The 13,958-nt window shown below is 66.4% G+C and carries 11 protein-coding genes; 10 read left to right on the top strand and 1 reads right to left on the bottom strand.

Features of this window, described 5'->3' with window-relative positions:
- Positions 1-10: 10 nt before the first annotated feature.
- Positions 11-1,219 carry a methyltransferase gene (locus tag BM382_RS21080; protein ID WP_072443816.1) on the top strand — a complete coding sequence of 403 codons (1,209 nt, stop codon included), beginning with the start codon at positions 11-13 and terminating at the stop codon, positions 1,217-1,219.
- 285 nt (positions 1,220-1,504) lie between these two features.
- Here the strand turns inward: BM382_RS21080 and BM382_RS21075 are convergent, their stop codons facing one another.
- The gene (locus tag BM382_RS21075) at positions 1,505-3,088 is read right to left on the bottom strand and encodes a zinc-binding metallopeptidase family protein (protein ID WP_011058713.1); all 1,584 of its coding nucleotides are present in this window, start codon (positions 3,086-3,088) and stop codon (positions 1,505-1,507) included.
- 283 nt (positions 3,089-3,371) lie between these two features.
- Between BM382_RS21075 and BM382_RS21070 the strand changes: the two genes are divergently transcribed.
- The 9 genes from BM382_RS21070 (at position 3,372) to BM382_RS21030 (ending at position 13,950) form a co-directional block, all read left to right on the top strand.
- Positions 3,372-4,289, top strand: a complete 918-nt coding sequence (locus tag BM382_RS21070) for a LysR substrate-binding domain-containing protein (RefSeq protein WP_011058712.1) — start codon at positions 3,372-3,374, stop codon at positions 4,287-4,289.
- A gap of 149 nt (positions 4,290-4,438) precedes the next feature.
- On the top strand, positions 4,439-5,530 hold the full coding sequence (locus BM382_RS21065; RefSeq protein WP_019093895.1) for an ABC transporter ATP-binding protein: 1,092 nt from the start codon (positions 4,439-4,441) through the stop codon (positions 5,528-5,530).
- Between the two features lie 85 nt (positions 5,531-5,615).
- Positions 5,616-6,728, top strand: a complete 1,113-nt coding sequence (locus BM382_RS21060; RefSeq protein ID WP_072443814.1) for an ABC transporter substrate-binding protein — start codon at positions 5,616-5,618, stop codon at positions 6,726-6,728.
- A 10-nt stretch (positions 6,729-6,738) separates the two neighbouring features.
- Positions 6,739-7,575 carry an ABC transporter permease gene (locus BM382_RS21055; protein ID WP_011058710.1) on the top strand — a complete coding sequence of 279 codons (837 nt, stop codon included), beginning with the start codon at positions 6,739-6,741 and terminating at the stop codon, positions 7,573-7,575.
- A gap of 7 nt (positions 7,576-7,582) precedes the next feature.
- Positions 7,583-8,398, top strand: a complete 816-nt coding sequence (locus tag BM382_RS21050) for an ABC transporter permease (RefSeq protein ID WP_019093897.1) — start codon at positions 7,583-7,585, stop codon at positions 8,396-8,398.
- A gap of 404 nt (positions 8,399-8,802) precedes the next feature.
- The gene (locus tag BM382_RS21045) at positions 8,803-9,279 is read left to right on the top strand and encodes a formate dehydrogenase subunit gamma (protein ID WP_019093898.1); all 477 of its coding nucleotides are present in this window, start codon (positions 8,803-8,805) and stop codon (positions 9,277-9,279) included.
- Positions 9,279-10,838, top strand: coding sequence for a formate dehydrogenase beta subunit (locus BM382_RS21040; protein WP_065364811.1), 1,560 nt, complete (start codon positions 9,279-9,281; stop codon positions 10,836-10,838). Before BM382_RS21045 ends, BM382_RS21040 begins: the two co-directional genes overlap by 1 nt.
- Complete coding sequence (gene fdhF, locus BM382_RS21035) at positions 10,835-13,732, top strand: formate dehydrogenase subunit alpha (protein ID WP_072443812.1); 2,898 nt, start codon at positions 10,835-10,837, stop codon at positions 13,730-13,732. The genes BM382_RS21040 and fdhF overlap by 4 nt, the downstream gene beginning before the upstream one ends.
- Positions 13,729-13,950, top strand: a complete 222-nt coding sequence (locus BM382_RS21030; RefSeq protein ID WP_011058705.1) for a formate dehydrogenase subunit delta — start codon at positions 13,729-13,731, stop codon at positions 13,948-13,950. Before fdhF ends, BM382_RS21030 begins: the two co-directional genes overlap by 4 nt.
- Positions 13,951-13,958 lie beyond the last annotated feature (8 nt).

Below are 13,958 nucleotides of genomic sequence, written 5' to 3'. Positions count from 1 at the left end.
ACTCGACACCATGCCCGCCATCCTCCAAGGCCCCGCGCTGCTCGATCGCTTCCAGGCCCTGGACGGCTTCCTGCTTGAACACCAGGATCTCTGGCGGCCTCGTCCGTTCCAGTATCTGCACCTGCCCTGGGAAACCTCCTACCCGGAACTCGCCCAGTGGCTGCGCCAGCGCACCCTGGAAGACGCCGAGGCTGCCCACAACCACCCGGAACACCTCCGGGCACCTGCCCCCTTCGGCGAATTGGCCGCGCGCTCCGGGGCCCTGTCTGCCGTGGCCGAATGGCCCGGCCAGGCATTGCCGCCCCTGCGCCAGCGCCTCAGTGTCGACGTCCCCGGGCGCAAATGGCAGCAGATCGAAGCCTTCGCCGGCCGCCTGCACTTCACCCAGGCAACCGAGCACTGGCTCGACTGGTGTTCGGGCAAGGGCCACCTGGGGCGGCGCCTGCTGCAGCCCGGACAACAACTGACCTGCCTGGAATACGATCCGGCGCTGGTGACCAGCGGCACGCAGCTGAGCCAGCACCACGGCCTGCCTGCCCGGCACCTGCACCAGGATGTACTGGCCGCCGACGCCGACCGCCACCTCGATGCCCGACACACCCCAGTGGCCCTGCACGCGTGCGGCGATCTGCATGTGCGCTTGATCCAGCTGGCCAGCCAGCAGGGTTGTCCACAGCTGGCCATCGCCCCCTGCTGCTACAACCGCACCCGCGCCAGCCACTACCAGGGCTTATCCACAGCCGCCCAGGCATCCCCCCTGGACCTGTCCCTGGAAGACCTGGCCTTGCCCATGAGCGAAACCGTCACTGCCGGTGCCCGAGTTCGGCGTCAGCGCGACACCTCCATGGCCCGCCGCCTGGCATTCGACCTGCTGCAACGGCAAGTGCGTGGCCTCGACGAATACCTGCCGACGCCATCCCTGCCCAGCCACTGGCTGGACAAGCCCTTCGCCGACTACTGCCGCGACCTTGCCGCGCTCAAGGAGTTATCCACAGTGGGCCAGCCAGACTGGCCGGCCCTGGAAGCCGCCGGCTGGCAGCGCCTGGCCCAGGTGCGCAACCTGGAACTGCTGCGCGGCCTGTTCCGCCGGCCATTGGAACTGTGGCTGGTGCTGGACCGGGCATTGTTTCTGCAACAGCAGGGCTACCAGGTACGCCTGGGCACCTTCTGCCCTGCGCACCTGACCCCGCGCAATCTGCTGCTTCTGGCGGAGCGTTGAGAGCCTGCGACGGCCTGTCGCGACCTGTGGATAAGTCTGTTGATGGAATTCAATGAAAGCCCATGAAAGCCTGGCCTGGAGCCAAAAACAGAGGCTGGTCATTTTTTGTTCACAAAATAAACCGTCGAAAAAACAGCCAGTTGCGCAAGGAATGAGAAACGGTCCACAAAACCGGCCCGTCCAGGCCCTGGCAACCCATCCGTTGTGCATAAACACCTGAACGAACGGGCATAACGCCCTCTCGTCCAGGCCGTTTCCACAGGCTCTGTCACCTCCTGCCGCGGGCTATTCGTCCGCCCGCGCCGGAATCCACCACTCTTCGCCCCGGGCGGTACTGATGTACTCCGGCCAACGGAAATCGTGGGGCACCTGGAAGTCCTTGGGCAGCAGCGGCGCCTGCCAGCGACTGCCGCCGATACCGCCACCGGTGCGCTCGACGAACTCGGCCTTGGCCGCGCTGAGCAACGCCTCGTCGGTCAGCAGGTCCACCAGGGTTGCGGCAATGGTCTTGGCGGCGACCTCGATCATTGGGTCGATGGTCTGGCGGATGCCGCCCAGGGCGTTGGACACCCAGTCCGGATAGACCGTGCCAGCTGGCGCACTGAGCATCGGCCGGGCCACCAGCAGGCGCACGGTGGGGCAGTGCCAGGTGTATTCCGGGTAGTCATCGGAGGTCAGGTAGTTCTGCCAGGCGGGCATTTGCAGGCGCATCTGGCGCTCGCATTCCTGGGGTTCGATCAAGGCTTCGGTGGCCGGCAGAAATGGCCGTTCCATGGCTTCGAGGCCAAGGTTGCGCTGGATTTCCCGAGCGATCTCCCGGGCTTCTTCGTCCCACTGTGGAGCACCCACCGCCGCCAGGTTGTCGTAGGTGGCCTGGGCCATGATGTGGTTGGGCAGGCCGCCCCGGGACTTGCACACCCAGGTCTTTTTCCAGCGGCAGCCAGTGGCCATGGCGGCCGCTGCGGCGTTGTTGTCCATGACCTGGGAGATGGTCTCGGCCTGCTCGATGGAATCGCAGCGCAGCAGGTACTGGATCTGCGACAGGTGCGGCGGCAGGTTGTCCGCGGTGGCCTGGCCGGCGGTGAGGATCGCTTCGTTGTAGCTCCACAGGCCGGTGAACGGCAGGGTCGAACGGCGCAGGCTTTCGTTCAGGGTGTAGAAATGCACCAGGGCGTCGTTGGCCCCCGGCGCCCGGGCCGCCAGATGGTTCTGCGGGATCGGGCTGTAGCGATCGGCGGCGATCCAGTTCTGCGGATCCTCGCAGGTAAAGCTGTAGATGTAGGCGTAGGCGATGCCGCAGTGGGTGTCCCAGGTGGTGGTGTTGTTCAGCGGCAACATGTAGGTGGGGTGGAAACTGATGGCGGCATCCAGGTCATCGTAGTAGCCCTTGGCGGCGTGGACCGGCTTGGAGGCGCGGAGCTTTTCCGCCGGCTCGCCGAAGAACCTGATGCTGCCCTGCAGGCCGAATTCCACCATGGTCGCCTTGGCCGCCAGGGCCCCGCCGAGGGCGCTGATGCCCAGGGCCGAGTGCGGGTCGGTGTGCCCCGGAGCGAAGCGCGACAGGCCATCGCGCGGCTGCTTGCGGGTAGTGGCCGCCTGGCAGTTGCCAGGCACCGCATCGTATTCGCCGTAGGTGGCCAGCAGCGGTCCCTGGCCCTGGGTGAAGGTGGCGCAGAAGGCCGTGGGCATGCCGCCGCTGGCGCGCTCGACGGTGAAGCCCTCGGCTTCCAGCAGTTGCACGTACCAGGCGCTGGACTTGTATTCACGAAAGGCCGGCTCGGCGTAATGCCAGATGATCTGGTGCCAGTCCGACAGTTGCTGGCGGTGGCGTTCAACCCAATCCATGGCGAATTCTTTGTAACGGGACATCCGCGGCACTCCTGGTTATCCAGGTTCCGGCCGGCCGGCGCCAGGACGCCACAGCGCCCCCACTCGGCCTGCGGGACCTCTTGTTGTTATTAGGCTTGTCCGGTCGGCTACAGGCCGGATCGAGGCTCAGTATTGGTGAAGCGCCGATTACATCAATCGAATTTTTTAGGCGGCAATGTCAAAGTAAATTGACCAGTTTGCCGAGAGGTCGGCCCATACTGCGCCGCACTATGTGCGGAATACGAACGCCGTCGAACACAGGTTCCCTTGACCCGGAGGTTGTATGCGCTACCCCTCGATCACCGCCCTGCGCGCCCTCGACGCGGTCGCCCGGCTGGGCAGCGTCACTGCTGCCGCCCAGCAACTGAGCCTGACCCGCAGCGCCATCAGCCACCAGATCATCAGCCTGGAACAGAGCCTGGGTTTTGCCCTCACCGAACGGGTCGGGCGCGGCATCGGCCTGACCTACCAGGGCCAGTGCTATGCCCGGGAGGTGCGGCGCATCCTGGCCGACATCCAGGACGCCGGGCGGCGTTTCGACGGCCTGTCGGTGTCCGGAAAACTGCGCATCAGCTGCAACCCGGGGTTCGCCAGTTTCTGGCTGTGCAATCACATCAACGGTTTCCTGCGCCAGTACCCCCAGGTGCAGTTGCAGGTGGTCAGCCCGCGCTCCCAGGACGACACCAGCGACGCCGAAGCCGACCTGTTCATCGCCTATGGCATCGGCGACTGGCCGGGGCTGCTGGTGGAGCAGATCGTTACCCTGCGCTTCTCGCCGGTGTGCAGCCCGCGCCTGATCAACGCCATCGGCGGCCTGAAGACCCCACTGGACCTCAAGGACTTCCCGCTGATCCACATGAGCGACACCAGCGACTGGCGGGTCTGGCTGGCAGCGGCGGGCGCCAGCCAGGTCAACGCCGACAGCGGCATCACCTTCTCCGATGCGCACTGTGCCCAGTCGGCCTGCATCGCCGCCCAGGGCGTGGCGATTGGCGACAACCTGCTCAGTGGCGACGCCCTGGCCCGGGGCCTGCTGGTGCGCCCGTTCGACATCAGCATCAGCGCCTTGCGCGGCTACTTCCTGGTGATCGACCCGGCCAAGGCCGAGCGCTCGGTGGTCCAGGCCTTCAGCGCCTGGTTGAAGAACCAGTTGCAGACCAGCGCTCAGCACATCTCGGACGCCCCCTCCGGCGAACCCTGAGGCGCTCGCGACTGGGAAATTTCACTCACCAATGAGACAAAAATTATTCCATTGATGTGGCGTTGCTTTTCACAATAATGAGCCGACCGCCTGCTGTTCCGACAATAAAAATTCCATAGCGCAGGCCGGCTTTGCGGGAGATCTCCGTAGTGTCCAGCAGTCCCTCGACTCAACTCAGCGCCCAAGGAATCAGTCAGTTCTACGGCAACTTCACTGCCCTGGACGGCATCGACCTCGACGTTCGCCAAGGCGAATTCCTCACCCTGCTCGGCCCCTCGGGCTCAGGCAAGACCACCCTGTTGATGATCCTCGCGGGCTTCCTCACCCCCAGCGCCGGCAAGCTGCTGGAGCGCGGTGTGGACATCAGCCGGCGGCCGGCGGAAAAACGCAACTACGGCATGGTGTTCCAGGGCTACGCGCTGTTTCCCCACATGAGCGTGGCCGACAACGTCGCCTACCCGTTGCGCATCCGAGGCGTGAAGGCCGAGGAGCGCCAGCGCCGGGTCAAGCACATCCTCGAGGTGGTGGGCCTGGGTGCTCACCTGAACAAGAAGCCGTCCGAGCTTTCCGGTGGCCAGCAACAGCGCGTGGCCATTGCCCGGGCCCTGGTATTCGAGCCGGACATGTTGCTGCTGGACGAACCGCTGTCGGCCCTGGACAAGAACCTGCGCGAGCAACTGCAGACCGAGCTGCAGCGCATTCATCGCCAGGTCGGCACCAGCTTCGTCTTCGTCACCCATGACCAGGGTGAAGCCCTGGCGCTGTCGACCCGCATTGCCATCTTCAACCAGGGGCGGCTGGCACAGATCGACACCCCGGAAACCATCTACGACCGCCCGCGCAACCGCTTCGTCGCCGAGTTCCTGGGCAAGATGAACCTGTTCCCGCTGCAGGGCATTTCCCGCAACGGCAGCCAGGCCAGCGGACGCTTTGGCGACAGCCCGCTGCAGGCCACCACGTCCGGGGAAATCAGCAGCCAGCCGCAATTGCTGGCGGTACGCCCGGAACACATGACCCTGCACACCGAGCGCCCGCAAGCCGGCGAGCACAACGTGCTGCCCGCCTGCCTCGGCGAGCGGGTGTACCAGGGCTCCAGCACCCACCTGGCGCTGAACATCAGCCCGGAACTGGCACCGGTGAACCTCTCGGTGCCCGGCGACCACCCCGGCGCCCGATTGCCCAGCGGCACCCCGGTGTGGCTGAGCTGGCCGGTACGCCACAGCTTCCTGCTGGAAGCCTGAGCCGGCCGCTCCCCCATCGCGCACAGCTCTCCCATAACAATAATCGGCCGGCGCGCCCTGCACCGGCCTCGCGAGGACTTGCCCCATGAGCCAGCACCATCAACGCGACTGCATTGAAATCCTCATCGAAAAAGCCCGCGGCGGGCAGGTCAGCCGCCGCACCTTCCTCCAGGCCATGGGCCTGCTGGCGGCGGTGCCCCTGGCATTGCGCAGCGGTATCAGTTGGGCCGCCGACAAGCCCCTGGTGGTGGTCAACTGGGGCGGCGACGCACTCAATGCCTTTCGCAGCGCCTGGACCGACAGCTTCACCAAGAGCACCGGCATCCCGGTGCGCATCGACGGCGCCGGCCCCACCGAAGGGGCCATCCGTTCGCAGCTGGCCAGCGGCCGGCCGAGCTGGGACGTGGTCGACGTGGACAGCTACAGCGCCATGAGCCTGGGCCGCGACAAGGTCCTGCAACCCCTGGACTACAGCGTGGTGCAGCGGGACCTGGTGGCGCCGTCGCTGTCCCACGAGCACGGCATCGCCGGCTACCTGTTCAGCTACGTGATCGCCTGGGACAGCCAGAAGTTCGGCGACAACGGCCCCAAGGACTGGGCGGATTTCTGGAACGTGGAGAAATTCCCCGGCAAGCGCACCCTCTACAAGTGGATGAACGGCATGCTCGAAGCCGCGCTGCTGGCCGATGGCGTGGCCGCCGAGCAGTTGTACCCGCTGGACGTGCCCCGCGCCTTGCGCAAGATCGATGAGCTCAAGCCCCATGTCCTGTCGTTCTGGGGGTCGGGTGCGGAAAGCCAGCAGTTGATGATCGAAGGCGAAGCCTCCATGGGCGCCATCTGGCACACCCGCGCCACCCTGCTCCACGAAGACAGCGGCGGCCGCATCAAGTGGGGCTTCGACCATGCCTTCCTCAACGCCAGCAGCTGGGGCGTGCTCAAGGACAACCCCGCGGGCACCGCACCGGCCATGCAGTTCATCCAGCACGCCTTGCAGCCGGCCGGGCAACTGAAGCTGTTCGAGGCCCTGGGCAACGGCCCGTCCAACGCCGCCACCCAGCAACTGATGAGCGCCGAACAGCGGGAGATCAACTGCGCCTCCGAAGCCAACATGAAGAAGCAGATCTTCCTCGACACCCAGTGGTACGCCGACCACTACTCCAGCACCCTGGAGCAGTACCTGACCCACCTGTCCAAATGAGCCGCCGACCATGAGTGCAACCCGAACCGCACGCCTGGAACGCAGCCTGCTGCTGTTCCCGCTGCCGCTGCTACTGGTGGTGTTCTATCTGTTGCCGTTCTTCGGCGTGGTGAGCTGGAGCTTCACCCTGCCGGAGACAGGCTTCGGGCAGTACCAGCGCATCGCAACCGATCCGGCGATCCACGACATGCTCCTGCGCACCCTGCGCCTGTGCCTGACCGTGAGCCTCTTGGCCCTGGTGATCGGCTACCTGCTGGCCTACTGCTGGGTGTTCAGCCCGCCGTTCTGGCAGCGCATGGTGGAGATCTGCGTGTTCATCCCGTTCTGGATCTCGGTGCTGGTGCGGGCCTTCGGCTGGCTGATCGCCCTGCGCAGCAACGGCGTGGTCAACGACAGCCTGCTGTCCCTGGGCTGGATCGATCACCCCTTGCAACTGACCCGCAACGAACTGGGGGTGGTGATCGGAATGCTGCACTTCATGATCCCCTATGCCCTGTTCCCGCTGCTGTCGAGCATGCGCCAGCTGGATCAACGGGTGCTGCTGGCCTCACGCGGCCTGGGGGCCGGCGCCCTGCGCACCTTCTGGCAGGTGCTGCTGCCGCAGACCCTGCCGGGGCTGCTGGGGGCCTTCATCATGGTCTTCGTGTTCTGCCTGGGCTTCTTCATCACCCCGGTGCTACTGGGCGGCGGGCAGACGGTGATGATTGCCGAATACGTGTTCCTGCAGATGTTCCAGACCAGCAACTGGGGCCTGGGCGCGGCCCTGAGCCTGGTGCTGCTGACCCTGGTCAGCGCGCTGATCTGGCTGCTGATGCGCATCACCCGTGTCAATCGACTGGTGGGTTGAGGTCACTATGAATACACATCGCACTGCCCTGAGTACCCGGCTGATCGCCGTGGTCGCCATGGCCTTCATGCTGTTCCCGCTGCTGACGGTGATCCCGGTTTCCTTCACCGCCAAACGCTACCTGTCGATGCCCGACGGCCACTGGTCGCTGCGCCACTACGAGGCGCTGCTGAGCAACCCCGACTGGCTGTCGAGCATCGGCCAGAGCCTGGCCATCGCCAGCGCCACCAGCCTGATCGCCACCCTGCTGGCGGTGAGTTTCAGCCTCGGCATCTGGTACCTGCGCTCGCGCCTGGCAACCCTGCTGATCGGCCTGGTGCTGCTGCCCATGGCCATTCCGCCGGTGATCTCGGCGCTGGTGCTGTACTTCATGGAAACCAACCTCGGGCGCATCGCCCCGGGCTGGGGCTACGACACCCTGCCCGGGGTGGTGATCGCCCATGTGGTGATGGTGGTGCCCTACGGCGTGGTGACCATGCTGGTGGCGCTGAGCCAGGTGGACCGGCGCATCGAACTGGCCTCGCGCAACCTGGGGGCGAGCCTGATGCAGACCACCTTCCTGGTGATGTTGCCGAACCTCAAGCTGGGGATCTTCTCCACCGCGCTGCTGAGCTTTGCCCTGTCCTGGGAGGAAGTGGCGGTGACCCTGTTCATCACCAGTGTCGACGTCAACACCCTGCCGCGGCGGATCTGGAGCGGCCTGCGCGATAACGTCGACCCCAGCGTGGCGGCGATCTCGGTGCTGCTGATCGGCCTGACCCTGCTGGTACTCATGGGCCGCCTGGCCTTGCAGTACGCCGCCCAGCGCCGTGCCCGCTCCTAGCGCCTGTGGCGAGGGAGCTTGCTCCCTCGCCACGGGGCCCACCCTACTCCCTGGCTATTCGCTTCCGAGCTGACCGAAGTCATCCCTCACTCCCCGCGTTTTATCCGATAGTGCCCCGCTCGCCCACCCGGTTGCCCAGGCTCTTCTAGACTCAATGGGTGGTCGTAGATGGAACCGAACAAGTCGCTTTCGTGCAGATGAACCAGAAGCAGCGTGTCAAGCTGCCCTTTATGCCCTGAACAGGTGCGGCAACGACCGCGCCGGGTACAACAAGATGCCCATTCAGGGTGCATGGCCAACGGCCTGAAACGCCGCGCTACCGTGACGCGGCAACCAGCGCCGCAGCCGACACTTTCGGACAGCCGACAACCACCAGGTGTGTCCGTGACCGTGAGGAATGCTGTATGCCTGATGAAACACTGCACCTGCCTCTGATCCACCGCCTGCTGGAGCGCCACAAAGACTCCCCGGGCGCGCTGCTGCCGATCCTCCACCAGATCCAGGAAGAGCTCGGCTACATCCCCGATCCCGCCATCCCGGAAATAGCCCACAGCCTCAACCTGAGCCAGGCCGAAGTTCGCGGGGTAATCAGCTTCTACCATGACTTTCGTACCTCGCCGCCGGCGCGGCACATCCTGCGCCTGTGCCGCGCCGAATCCTGCCAGAGCCGCGGCGCCGAGCAACTGGCGGCGCAACTGCGCGAGCGCCTGCAACTGGACGACCACGGCAGCAGCGCCGATGGCAACATCAGCCTGCGGCCGGTGTATTGCCTGGGGGCCTGCGCCTGCTCGCCCGCCCTGGAGCTGGATGGCCAGCTGCATGCACGCCTGAGCGCCGAGCGCCTGGACGCGCTGCTCGACAGCTGCCGGGAGGACGCGTGATGCCCAGCCTCTACCTGCCCTGTGATTCCCTGGCCCGCGCCGTGGGCGCCGATGAAGTGGCCAAGGCCATCGCCACCCAGGCCGAACAGCGCCAGCTGCCGCTGCAGCTGCAACGCACCAGCTCCCGTGGCCTGTACTGGCTGGAGCCGCTGCTGGAAGTCGACACCCCGGACGGGCGCCTGGGCTTCGGCCCGGTGGGCGCCGCCGACGTACCGGCGCTGCTGGACGCCCTGCAAGGCGATGCCGCAAGCCATCCCCTGGCCCTGGGCCGGGTCGAAGACCTGCCCTACCTGAAGAACCAGCAACGCCTGCTGTTCGCCCGCGCCGGCATTACCCGGCCGCTGTCCCTGGCCGACTACCGGGCCCACGGCGGCTTCGAGGGCCTGACCCGCTCCATCGCCCTGGGCGGCGAGCAGACCGTGGCCGCGGTGCTCGATTCCGGCCTGCGCGGCCGTGGCGGCGCGGCCTTCCCCGCCGGGATCAAATGGCGCACCGTGCGCGACACGCCGCAGCAGCAGAAGTACGTGGTGTGCAACGCCGACGAAGGCGACTCCGGCACCTTCGCCGACCGCATGCTGATGGAAGGCGACCCGTTCCTGCTGATCGAAGGCATGGCCATTGCCGGCATCGCAGTCGGCGCCAGCTACGGCTATATCTACGTGCGCTCGGAATATCCCCAGGCGGTGGCCACCCTGCGCGAAGCCCTGGACATCGCCCGGGATGCCGGTTATCTCGGGGCCAATGCCGGCGGTAGCGGCCAGGCCTTCGACATGGAGGTGCGGGTCGGTGCCGGGGCCTATATCTGCGGCGAGGAGACCGCCCTGCTGGATTCCCTGGAAGGCAAGCGCGGCATCGTTCGCGCCAAGCCGCCGATCCCGGCGCTGCAAGGCCTGTTCGGCCAGCCGACCCTGGTGCACAACGTGCTGACCCTGGCCTCGGTGCCGCTGATCCTGGCCAAGGGCGCGCCGTTCTATCGTGACTACGGCATGGGCCGGTCCCTGGGCACCATGCCCTTCCAACTGGCGGGCAACGTGCGCCACGGCGGTCTGGTGGAACGGGCCTTCGGCCTGACCCTGCGCGAGCTGGTGGAAGGCTATGGCGGCGGCACCGCCAGCGGCCGGCCACTGAAGGCGGCGCAAGTCGGTGGCCCCCTGGGCGCCTGGGTACCGCCTTCGCAGTTCGATACGCCGCTGGATTACGAAGCCTTCGCCGCCATGGGCGCGATGCTCGGCCACGGCGGCGTGGTGGTGGCCGATGACAGCCTGGACATGGCCCACATGGCGCGCTTCGCCCTGCAGTTCTGCGCCGAGGAATCCTGCGGCAAATGCACCCCGTGCCGCATCGGCTCGACCCGCGGCGTGGAGGTCATCGATCGCCTGCTGGCCGCTCCCGATCAAGGCCGCCGCGATGAGCAGGCGCTGATCCTCAAGGACCTGTGCGACACCCTGCAATACGGCTCGCTGTGCGCCCTGGGCGGGATGACCTCCTACCCGGTGGCCAGCGCCCTGAAGCACTTCCCCGCCGACTTCGGTCTGGCGCCCTCGGAGGCCGAGCAATGATCACTCTTTTCGACCCAGCCACAGATATCGATCTCAATGCCGTGGACTTCGGCACCCCGGCCCGCGACAGCCAGGTGCAGGTCAGCCTGAACATCGACGGGCGCAGCATCAGCGTGCCCCAGGGCACCTCGGTGATGCGCGCCGCGGCCCTGATGGGCACCACCATTCCCAAACTCTGCGCCACCGACAGCCTGGAAGCCTTCGGTTCGTGCCGCATGTGCCTGGTGGAGATCGACGGCATGCGCGGCTACCCGGCCTCCTGCACCACCCCGGTCAGCGAAGGCATGGTGGTGCATACGCAAACGCCGAAACTGGCGACCCTGCGCCGCAACGTGATGGAGCTGTACATCTCCGACCACCCTCTGGACTGCCTGACCTGCTCGGCCAATGGCAACTGCGAACTGCAGACCGTCGCCGGCCAGGTGGGCCTGCGGGAAGTGCGCTACGGCTATGACGGCGCCAACCACCTGCAGGATCAGAAAGACACCTCCAACCCCTACTTCGACTACGACCCGAGCAAGTGCATCGTCTGCAACCGCTGCGTGCGCGCCTGCGAGGAAACCCAGGGCACCTTCGCCCTGACCATCAGCGGCCGCGGCTTCGAATCCCGGGTTGCGGCGGCCGGTGGCGACAACTTCCTGGACTCCGAATGCGTGTCCTGCGGCGCCTGCGTGCAGGCCTGCCCCACCGCCACCTTGATGGAAAAGAGCGTGGTGCAGATGGGCCAGCCGGAGCGGGCGGTGATCACCACCTGCGCCTACTGCGGCGTGGGTTGCTCGTTCCGCGCCGAGATGAAGGGCGACCAGCTGGTGCGCATGGTTCCGGACAAGAACGGCCAGGCCAACCACGGCCACTCCTGCGTCAAGGGCCGCTTCGCCTGGGGCTACGCCACCCACCCGGACCGCATCACCAAGCCGATGATCCGCAAGCACATCAGCGACCCTTGGCAGGAAGTCAGCTGGGACGAAGCAGTGTCCTACGCCGCCAGCGAACTGCGGCGCATCCAGCTCAAGTACGGCCGCGATTCCATCGGCGGCATCACCTCCAGCCGTTGTACCAACGAGGAAACCTACCTGGTGCAGAAGCTGGTGCGGGCGGCCTTCGGCAACAACAACGTCGACACCTGCGCCCGGGTCTGCCACTCGCCTACCGGCTACGGCCTCAAGCAGACCCTGGGGGAATCCGCCGGGACCCAGAGCTTCGACTCGGTGATGCAGGCCGACGTAATCCTGGTGATGGGCGCCAACCCCAGCGACGCGCACCCGGTGTTCGGTTCCCAGCTCAAACGGCGCCTGCGTGAAGGGGCCAAGCTGATCGTCATCGACCCGCGGCGCATCGACCTGGTGGACTCGGTGCACGCCCGCGCCGAGCTGCACCTGGCCCTGCGCCCCGGCACCAACGTGGCCATGCTCAATGCCCTGGCGCATGTGATAGTCACTGAAGGGCTGGTCGACCAGGAGTTCGTCAGCGCCCGCTGCGAGCCCGAGGCCTTCGCCCTGTGGAGCGCCTTCGTCAGCCGCGCGGACAACTCGCCGGAAGTGCTCGGCGCCATCTGCGGCGTGCCCGCCGCCGACATCCGTGCCGCTGCCCGCCTGTACGCCACCGGCGGCAACGCGGCGATCTACTACGGCCTGGGGGTCACTGAGCACAGCCAGGGCAGCACCTCGGTGATGGGCATCGCCAACCTGGCCATGGCCACCGGCAACATCGGCCGCGAAGGGGTGGGCGTGAACCCGCTGCGAGGGCAGAACAACGTCCAGGGTTCCTGCGACATGGGCTCCTTCCCCCACGAGCTGCCGGGCTATCGGCACATCTCCAACCAGGTGGTGCGCCAGCAGTTCGAGCAGGCCTGGAACGTCACCCTACAGGCCGATCCCGGGCTGCGCATTCCCAACATGTTCGAAGCAGCCCTGGGCGGCAGCTTCAAGGGCCTGTACTGCCAGGGCGAGGACATCGCCCAGAGCGACCCCAACACCCAGCACGTGACCGCGGCCCTGTCGGCCATGGAATGCGTGGTGGTGCAGGACATCTTCCTCAACGAAACCGCCAAGTTCGCCCACGTGTTCCTGCCGGGCAGCTCGTTCCTGGAAAAGGACGGCACTTTCACCAACGCCGAACGGCGCATCTCCCGGGTGCGCAAGGTCATGGAGCCCCTGGGCGGCAAGGCCGACTGGGAAGGCACCCTGGCCCTGGCCGCGGCCCTGGGCTACCCGATGCACTACAGCCATCCCTCGGAAATCATGGATGAAATCGCCCGCCTGACCCCGACCTTCACCGGCGTCAGCTACGCCAGCCTGGACCGCCACGGCAGCCTGCAATGGCCGTGCAACGACGCCGCGCCGGACGGCACGCCGACCATGCACATCGACGAGTTCGTGCGTGGCAAGGGGCGCTTCATGCTCACCGGCTACGTGCCCACCGACGAGAAGGTCAACGGTCGCTACCCGCTGCTGCTGACCACCGGCCGCATCCTCAGCCAGTACAACGTCGGCGCCCAGACCCGGCGTACCGACAACGTCGCCTGGCACGCCGAGGACCGACTGGAAATCCACCCCACCGATGCCGAGAGCCGGGGCATCAACGAAGGCGATTGGGTGGGCATCGGCAGCCGCGCCGGGCAGACCGTGCTGCGGGCCCGGGTCACCGAGCGGGTGGCACCGGGGGTGGTCTACACCACCTTCCACTTCCCCGAGTCGGGGGCCAACGTGATCACCACCGACAACTCCGACTGGGCCACCAACTGTCCGGAATACAAGGTCACCGCGGTGGAAGTCAGCCGCGTCTACCACCCTTCCGAATGGCAGAAGCGCTACCAGGCATTCAGCGAAGAGCAGCATCGCCTGCTGGACAAGCGTGGCCGCTCCCGGGGCGGCAAGGCGGAGGTGCGCCGATGAGCACCGCCAACCTGATCAAGATGGCCAACCAGATCGCCTCGTACTTCGCCAATGAGCCGGACCAGGTACAGGCCGTGCTCAGCGTACGCAACCACATGCAGATGTTCTGGACCCCAGGCATGCGCAAGGAACTGCTGGCCTGGCAGACCGAGCAGCAAGGGGCCGAACTGCATCCACTCGTGCAGCAGGCGGTGCGCGACGCGGGCTGGGAGGCCTAGACCAGCCC

Origin of the sequence: Pseudomonas sp. NFPP25, from assembly GCF_900116505.1 — a bacterium.
In the GTDB taxonomy this organism is placed as follows: Bacteria; Pseudomonadota; Gammaproteobacteria; order Pseudomonadales; family Pseudomonadaceae; genus Aquipseudomonas; species Aquipseudomonas protegens.
This window is presented reverse-complemented; position numbering and strand designations above follow the sequence as displayed.

Bases quoted from the DNA above. Each gene is read 5' to 3' on its own strand.
- BM382_RS21080 (WP_072443816.1), top strand. From the start codon at position 11: ATGCCCGCCATCCTCCAAGGCCCCGCGCTGCTCGATCGCTTCCAGGCC.
- BM382_RS21075 (WP_011058713.1), bottom strand. From the start codon at position 3,088: ATGTCCCGTTACAAAGAATTCGCCATGGATTGGGTTGAACGCCACCGC.
- BM382_RS21070 (WP_011058712.1), top strand. From the start codon at position 3,372: ATGCGCTACCCCTCGATCACCGCCCTGCGCGCCCTCGACGCGGTCGCC.
- BM382_RS21060 (WP_072443814.1), top strand. From the start codon at position 5,616: ATGAGCCAGCACCATCAACGCGACTGCATTGAAATCCTCATCGAAAAA.
- BM382_RS21055 (WP_011058710.1), top strand. From the start codon at position 6,739: ATGAGTGCAACCCGAACCGCACGCCTGGAACGCAGCCTGCTGCTGTTC.
- BM382_RS21050 (WP_019093897.1), top strand. From the start codon at position 7,583: ATGAATACACATCGCACTGCCCTGAGTACCCGGCTGATCGCCGTGGTC.
- BM382_RS21045 (WP_019093898.1), top strand. From the start codon at position 8,803: ATGCCTGATGAAACACTGCACCTGCCTCTGATCCACCGCCTGCTGGAG.
- BM382_RS21040 (WP_065364811.1), top strand. From the start codon at position 9,279: ATGCCCAGCCTCTACCTGCCCTGTGATTCCCTGGCCCGCGCCGTGGGC.
- fdhF (WP_072443812.1), top strand. From the start codon at position 10,835: ATGATCACTCTTTTCGACCCAGCCACAGATATCGATCTCAATGCCGTG.
- BM382_RS21030 (WP_011058705.1), top strand. From the start codon at position 13,729: ATGAGCACCGCCAACCTGATCAAGATGGCCAACCAGATCGCCTCGTAC.